Origin of the sequence: Paenibacillus ihuae, assembly GCF_001368795.1 — a bacterium.
Taxonomy (GTDB): domain Bacteria; phylum Bacillota; class Bacilli; order Paenibacillales; family Paenibacillaceae; genus Paenibacillus_AQ; species Paenibacillus_AQ ihuae.
On record NZ_LN831202.1, the window covers coordinates 23,838 to 31,339 of the forward strand.

General features: G+C 55.9%; 5 protein-coding genes and 1 pseudogene. 2 read left to right on the forward strand and 4 right to left on the reverse strand.

Annotation, left to right across the window (positions count from 1 at the left end; all coding sequences use genetic code 11):
• Both AQR02_RS25925 and AQR02_RS25930 read left to right on the forward strand, forming a co-directional pair.
• Positions 1-865 (forward strand): glycosyltransferase family 2 protein (locus AQR02_RS25925; protein ID WP_148449219.1); only part of this gene is annotated, 865 nt, incomplete at its 5' end.
• Between the two features lie 70 nt (positions 866-935).
• Entirely contained in the window at positions 936-2,195 is a 1,260-nt protein-coding gene (locus AQR02_RS25930; RefSeq protein ID WP_054943260.1) for an MFS transporter, read from the forward strand.
• Positions 2,196-2,322: 127 nt separating this feature from the next.
• Here AQR02_RS25930 and AQR02_RS25935 read toward each other — a convergent pair whose 3' ends face one another.
• The 4 genes and pseudogenes from AQR02_RS25935 to AQR02_RS25950 form a co-directional block, all read right to left on the reverse strand.
• Entirely contained in the window at positions 2,323-2,514 is a 192-nt protein-coding gene (locus tag AQR02_RS25935; RefSeq protein ID WP_054943261.1) for a hypothetical protein, read from the reverse strand.
• Between the two features lie 272 nt (positions 2,515-2,786).
• A pseudogene (clpB, locus tag AQR02_RS25940) lies at positions 2,787-5,422 on the reverse strand (ATP-dependent chaperone ClpB).
• A gap of 57 nt (positions 5,423-5,479) precedes the next feature.
• Complete coding sequence (locus AQR02_RS25945; RefSeq protein ID WP_209444302.1) at positions 5,480-6,472, reverse strand: DnaJ C-terminal domain-containing protein; 993 nt, start codon at positions 6,470-6,472, stop codon at positions 5,480-5,482.
• 235 nt (positions 6,473-6,707) lie between these two features.
• The gene (locus AQR02_RS25950; protein WP_054943263.1) at positions 6,708-7,175 is read right to left on the reverse strand and encodes an Hsp20/alpha crystallin family protein; all 468 of its coding nucleotides are present in this window, start codon (positions 7,173-7,175) and stop codon (positions 6,708-6,710) included.
• Between the last annotated feature and the right edge of the window lie 327 nt (positions 7,176-7,502).

Below are 7,502 nucleotides of genomic sequence, written 5' to 3' on the forward strand. Positions count from 1 at the left end.
AGACAAGGCCGGGGTAACGGCAGAGCCGCAGCACCGGCCGGATCCGGAGCCTGCTTCCGCCTTATGGTCGGCGGCGGAAGCGGAGAACCGCCTTCATAAAGATCCGCTGTCCCAGGAGGAGAAGTCCCCTGATGCCGCTAAGACTGCTCCTTCGTCTGCGGCAGCCAAGCGGCCCAAGCTCACGCTGATGATGGCTGTCAAAAACGAGGCTCCGCGCTTCCTGCGGACAGTACTGCAGGAGCACCGCAAATACATTGACGAAGCCGTCATTATCGATGATGGCAGCACTGATGATTCAGCGGACATTTGCCGGGAAGTCCTTCAGGGCATTCCGCTTCATCTCGTGCGCAATTCCGTCTCCAGGTTCAGCAATGAAGCCGAGCTGCGCAAGCAGCAATGGGAAGAGGTCGTCAAAACAAATCCCGAGTGGATTCTGAGCCTGGATGCGGATGAAATGTTTGAGGCACGTTTCGCCGAGGATATAGAGATTCTGCTGCGGGAGGACAACTGTGATCTGTTCTGCTTCCGGCTGTACGATTTCTGGGACGACCATCATTACCGTGAAGACATGTACTGGCGCTCCCACCAGAGCTACCGCCCGTTTCTGCTCCGCTACCGGGAGGATTTCCCTTATGTCTGGAATGACTCACCGCAGCACTGCGGACGGCTCCCGGAGAATATTTTTGAATTGCCCCATCAGCTAAGCAATCTGCGGCTCAAGCATCTCGGCTGGTCCCGGCCGGAATACCGGCTCGATAAATATATGCGCTATATGCAGCTGGACCCCGGCGGCATCTACGGATGGATGGAGCAATATCAGTCGATTCTCGACCAGCACCCCAAACTGGTTCCTTGGACAGAGTGAACGGTGATATAATGGACCTCATGTGGTTTGGGCTCCAAACCCGGTGATTTCAAAATCCAGGAGGTACATCTTGAAGGCTGACATCCGTCCAACACCGGCATCATCATCCAAACGCAACTATATTCTGCAGCTGCTGACCGTATTCGTCGGCTTTCTGATTTTCGGCTTTTCTGAAAATATCAAAGGGCCCGCCATTCCGCGTATCCAGAGCGATCTCCGGCTGGATGAAATGCAGCTCGGGACGCTACTGTCGCTGAATTCGCTCGGTTATCTGCTGGCCTGCACCTTCACTGCACTATTAATCCGTAAAATCGGCATCAAAGCGGTAAGCCTGCTCGCCTTCGGCTCAATGGCTGTATCGGGCGTTTTTATTTTCTTGTCCCACAGTTACCCGGCGCTGTCGGGCTCTTTTTTCCTGATGTATATCGGCAACGGGATGCTGGAGATTGGCCTGGCGGTGCTCGGTGCGCGGATTTTCGTGAAAAATACCGGCACGATGATGAATCTGTCCCATTTTTTCTACGGCCTTAGCTCCACCGTCGCGCCGCTGATTTCTTCCGGTCTGATGACCGTCACGATATTTGGCCATTTGCTGGATTGGCGGGGCGTCTATCTGATTATTCTCATGTTATCCGTCCTCCCGATGATTCCGGCCTTTCTCGGCAAATTCCCGGGCGATGCCACGCTGACGGAGGACCGTATTCCGTTATCGTCCATCTCCCGCGATCCGGTGATCTGGCTGCTGGTCGCTGTTCTTTCCTTTGGCGTCATTTCAGAGCTGGCCGTCGGCGGCTGGCTGGTTAACTTTCTGGAAAAAGCCTACGGCTGGCGTTCCGCCTCTGCTGCGGGCATGCTGTCTGCCTTTTTCCTCTGCTTCACGCTGGCCCGGCTCATTCTCGGCCCCGTGACCGACAAAATCGGCTTCGCCTTCTCGCTGATTCTTTTCTCCGGCTTCTCCGGGCTATGCACGTTCGCTGCCATCCTGCTTGGGGAGTCCGGTGCCGTCCTGTTTGCTATTGCCGGTGTCGGCATCGCGCCGGTCTACCCGACCATTATGGCGCTGATTGCCGACCGGTACCGCCAGGGCAGCGATACGGCGATTACCTTCATCGTCACCCTGATGGGCGTGGCCAGCGTGCTGGGCAACTATTTCATCGGCGCGATCACCGAGGGGATCAAGCAGCTGTTCTCCTCCGGTGCGGAGGAAGGTACCGGGCTGCTTCGCGGACTGCAGGCGGGCTACGGCTTCATCGGACTGTGCGCCCTGCTATGTTCAGTGTTCGCTTATCTGCTGTACCGTCATTTGCAGAAGAAGGGTGAGCTGCTCTAGATGTATTCTTCAGAAGATGGGTGTCATTTCTTTCGGGTGTAACCTAATCAAAAGCAAAAACAGCGATAAACCAGGATTTAACAATAATTCCTGGTTTATCGCTGTTTTATTATGTTTTCATATCACTTTAAAAAATCCACAGAACCAGGAAAATTATAAATGCAATAACAGCCACTGCGATAAGCAGATCAGTTACCTGCCTCCAAAAGCCCGGAACTCCTTCTGTATGATATTTTTGCGCATTTACATCATGATTAGCCTTGTGACCACCGGGATCCGGATTATTTGAGCTTGGGCCTGGATTAGAGAAGTCAGCCATGGGAATCATCTCCTTTATATAATTATACACCATATTATTTGCGGATTAACTATTTTTTTACATTTCAAAATTACCTCAAGATCCTATAATCCATTTCCCGTTCAAATGAATCGATAGCCAATTTCTTCAATGAAATAAGATCTCACGTCAAGTTCTTAGGGGATCAAAGCACAACAAAATAGCTGCCCAAGTACAGTTCTACGTTAACTAAGATGAGTCTCAGTCTGTATAGTGTACCAAAGCAGCTATTTTCATTGCACTTCTATTGGTAGTCAGCTTCTGCTGAAAGCCGCCTCAGGCCGCCGGATGGCCACATTCAGCCTGCCGTCCGCCTCATCAACCGCCAGGATTGAGCCTTCTTCCGCTTCCCCGGCGATCAGCGCCCGCGCAACGGGGGTCTCCAGGCTGCGCTGAATGAAGCGTTTCAGCGGTCTCGCCCCGTACACCGGATCGAAGCCCTCCTTGGCAATAAACCGCACCGCCGCTTCGCTCAGCGTAAGGCCGATGCCACGGTCAGCCAGCCGTGTACGCAAACCATCCGCCAATTTGACGACAATCTGCCCGATTTCACCCAGTGTCAGCGGTTTGAACATCACAATATCATCCACCCGGTTCAGGAACTCTGGGCGGAAATGGCCGCTCAGCTCCTTCATCACCCGGTCTTTGACCGCCTGCGTCAGCTCCCCGTTGTCATCCGTGCCCTGAATCAGGAGCGGAGAGCCGATATTCGAGGTCATGATGATGATCGAATTCTTGAAATCGACGATCCGGCCCTGGGAGTCGGTCAGCCGACCGTCATCCAGCAGCTGCAGCAGGATGTTGAAGACATCGGGGTGCGCCTTTTCCACTTCGTCCAGCAGTACAACAGTGTACGGCTGGCGGCGGACCGCCTCCGTAAGCTGGCCGCCTTCCTCATAGCCGATATACCCCGGAGGCGCACCAACAAGACGGGAGACGCTGTGCTTCTCCATGTACTCCGACATGTCGATGCGGATCATTCCGTCCTCCCGGTCGAACAGCGAAACAGCCAGCGCCTTCGCCAGCTCCGTCTTGCCGACACCGGTCGGCCCGAGGAACAGGAACGAACCGATCGGCCGGTTGGGGTCCTTGATCCCGGCCCGGGCACGCAGCACGGCGTCGGCCACAAGCGACACGGCCTCCTCCTGCCCGACCACCCGCTCATGCAGCGTCTCCTCCAGCCGCAGCAGCTTATCCCGCTCGCCTTCCACCAGTCTGCTTACCGGAACTCCCGTCCAGCGGGACACGATATCGGCGATCTCCTCTTCAGTCACGGCTTCGCGCAGCAGCCGGCTCTCCTGATCCTGCTGCGCCGCTTCCTCGGCAGCCTTAACCTGCTTCTCCAGCTCAGGAATGATACCGTAGCTCAGCTCCGCCGATTTATTCAGGTCATAGACCTCCTGCGCGTCGACCAGATCTTTGCGGGCCTGCTCCAGTCTTTTTTTCAGGTCGCGGATGCCCTGAATCGCGGACTTTTCTTTCTCCCAGCGGGCTGTCATGCCCAGATGCCTTTCCTTGAGGTCGGCCAGCTCCCGCTGCAGATTCTCCAGACGGCGGGCGCTCGCATCGTCGGTTTCCTTTTTCAGCGCGGCTTCTTCAATCTCCATCTGCATCAGCGGCGGGTAACCTCATCCATCTCACCCGGCATGGAGTCGATCTCGGTACGGATCATCGCGCAGGCTTCATCCACCAGATCAATCGCCTTATCCGGCAGGAAGCGGTCGGTGATATAGCGGTTCGATAACACGCCCGCAGCAACAAGTGCGCTGTCATGGATTTTGACCCCATGATGCACCTCAAACCGCTCCTTCAAGCCGCGCAGAATCGAAATCGTGTCCTCGACATCCGGCTCGCTGACCAGCACCTGCTGGAAGCGGCGCTCCAGCGCGGGGTCCTTCTCAATGTATTTGCGGTATTCATCCAGCGTTGTCGCCCCGATACAGTGCAATTCGCCGCGGGCCAGCATCGGCTTCAGCATATTCCCGGCATCCATCGCGCCTTCGGTTTTGCCCGCGCCGACAATCGTATGCAGCTCATCGATGAACAGGATAATCCGGCCGTTGCTCTCACGGATCTCCTTCAGTACGGCCTGCAGCCGCTCCTCGAATTCCCCGCGGTATTTGGCCCCGGCGACCAGAGCGCTCATATCCAGTGAGAAGATCGTCTTGTCCTTCAGCCCCTCCGGCACATCCCTGCGGACAATCCGGTGAGCCAGGCCTTCAACAATCGCTGTCTTCCCTACGCCGGGTTCGCCGATCAGCACCGGATTGTTCTTCGTCTTGCGGGAGAGGATACGGATCAGCCGGCGGATCTCCCCGTCGCGCCCGATGACGGGGTCGATCTTGCCGGCCCGCACTTCGGCCACCAGATCACGGCCGTACTTCTCCAGCACCTCATAGGTGGCCTCCGGCTCCCGGCTGGTCACCCGCTGATGGCCGCGGATGTCCGCAAGCACCGCCAGCAGCTTGTCGCGGGTCACGCCGCGGCTGGTGAACAATCCGCGCAGCTCGCGGTTCGCGCTGCCGGTATCGGATACCATCGCCAGTACGGCGTGCTCCACGGCCACGAACTCATCCTGCATCGCGGCCGCTTCCTTCTCGGCCTGCTCCAGCACCTCCAGCAGCGATGCCGAGGCATATCGCCGCATCGTCCCTGCACCCGATCCTCTGACACTCGGCTTCGGCTGCAGCAGCTCCTCCGTGCCGCGCAGCAGCTCGGCTGCGGGAATATTCATCTTCTGCAGCAGCCGCGGCAGCAGACCTTCATGCTGCTGAAGAAGCGCCTTCAGCAGGTGAAGATTATCAATCTCCTGATGGCCGCCTGCCGCAGCCAGCGACTGTGCCGCGGCGACGGCTTCCTGCAGCTTTTGCGTTAATTTATTGAAATCCATGGTCTTCAGCACCTTCCCTCTGGAACTTGTTCTTTATATGTTATTACCCTGGCGAAGTTACCCCTTTGCAGCCTTCTGCCGTCGCGTTCCGCCGCCCTGCCGTCCCGCTCCGGCCTGGAACTTGGACACTTCGGCCAGCTTACGGTATAGGTCCTTCTCAGCAATGCTGGTATCCGGCGGAATTACTATTTCAATAACGAACAGAATGTCGCCGTTCGCTCCGTTCTGGCGCTTCAGTCCCTTGCCGGGAATGCGCAGCGTTCTGCCACCTGCTGTTCCGGCCGGAATCTTCAGCTTGATGCTGCTGCCGTCGGGCAGCGGAACCTTCGCTTCCCCGCCGAGTACAGCCTGCCAAGGTGCAATTTCAACCGTACCGTACAGATCGCCGTCTTCGGCCTCGTAAAGCTCATGCGGGGCAAGATGCAGCACAATCAACAGGTCGCTAGCCTCTGCTGCACCTTTCTCTGCGCTGCCCGGCACACGAATGACCGTTCCTTCCGGAGAACGCGCCGGGATGCTTACCGTGACATCCTTTCCGCCCACCTGCACCCTGACATTTCCGCCCTTATAGGCCTGCTCCAGCGTAATCTCCAGCTGGGCCTGCATCATGCCCTGCGTTCCGCCGAATCCGCTGCCGCTGCCGGAGAAAAAATCAAACCCGGCCCGGTCCGCCGCGCCCCGGTTGCCAAAGAACATACTGAACAAATCCTCTTCGGGAATACCGCCAGCGGTGGAATAGCTTCCGCTCCAGCCGGCACCAAACGGCGACTCCCGGCCTGAACCGGAAGAAGCGCCGGCGGTTCTCCCGGCTCCCGACTGCCCGGGTCCGCCCGCCCCGTTACGAAGCTCCTCATCGTAGGCTTTGCGCTTTTCTTCGTTGCCAAGCACCTCGTAGGCTTCCGCCGCTTCCTTGAATTTCTCTTCAGCGCCCAGAGCCTTGTTGACATCAGGATGCCATTGTTTGGCCAGCTTCTGGTAGGCTTTTTTGATCTCCTGCCTGCTCGCCTGTTTGCCTACGCCTAGCGCATCATAGTAGTTTTTTTCCGCCACCATGGCCCTCTCCTTTCGCAAATTCCCTATACGAAACCGCTCATCCATTTATTCTATCCGTTTCCCAAAGAAAGACGCACCATAGCCGGTATCCCCCACTACAATGCGCCTTTTTATGAACTGCTATATGAAAAGCCCGGTGAAGCTGCCGTGACTGCGGAGCTCAGAGGGGACTTCGGCTGGCCGCCGGCCCGGAACCCACTGCTTCAGCACCTTCGCGCGAGACTTGAACAGCTTACTGAAGCTGCGGCCCGGATGTACCGTGGTCCTGAATCTCGATGCGCTTGCCGGCTGATTTTTGCCGTTTAGGCACCTCAAGCGACAGCAGTCCGTCCTTCAGCGAAGCGCGGATTTCGTCATCGTTAATATCCTGCACATAAAAACGGCGGACATACTCACCGTAGCGGCGTTCGCGGCGCACGATCTTGTGATCTTCGTTCTCCTGGCTGTTCTCATCTTTGCGCACGGCTTTAATCGTCAGATAAGGGCTGGCATAATCAATGTCGATTTCTTCTTTTTTGAAGCCGGGCAGTTCAGCCTCAATCAGATACGCCTGCTCACTCTCGCGGATATCCGTCCGGAAAGACAGGGTGGAACTGGTCATCGGGGCAAAAAAATCATCGTTGAACACTTCATTCAAGGACTTTGCCAATGCACCAAATGCGTCATCTCTGCGTTTTCCAAAAGGAACCAAATCAAACATCGCTCATTCTCCTCTCATTGACTTTTAATTTGAATTTGACTTTGACTTTATTTGACCTTCTGGTTTTATTATAGCCCTGCCTCTCCAGAATCTCAAAACCGGTATACGCCAAAAAACCGGGGAATCCCGGCGTTTCGGCTGATTTTACAGATACTTTTTGGGTGTAATTCACTTTTTGACCTATTTTGACCTTTATTTTATATAACGCTCCCGGTACTCATTTTCGAGCATGCTCATCATAACAACATCATGGTATTCATGATTATAAAAAAGCGTCTGCCGCCGCACGCCCTCCCGGACAAAACCGACGCTCTCATACACATGTGC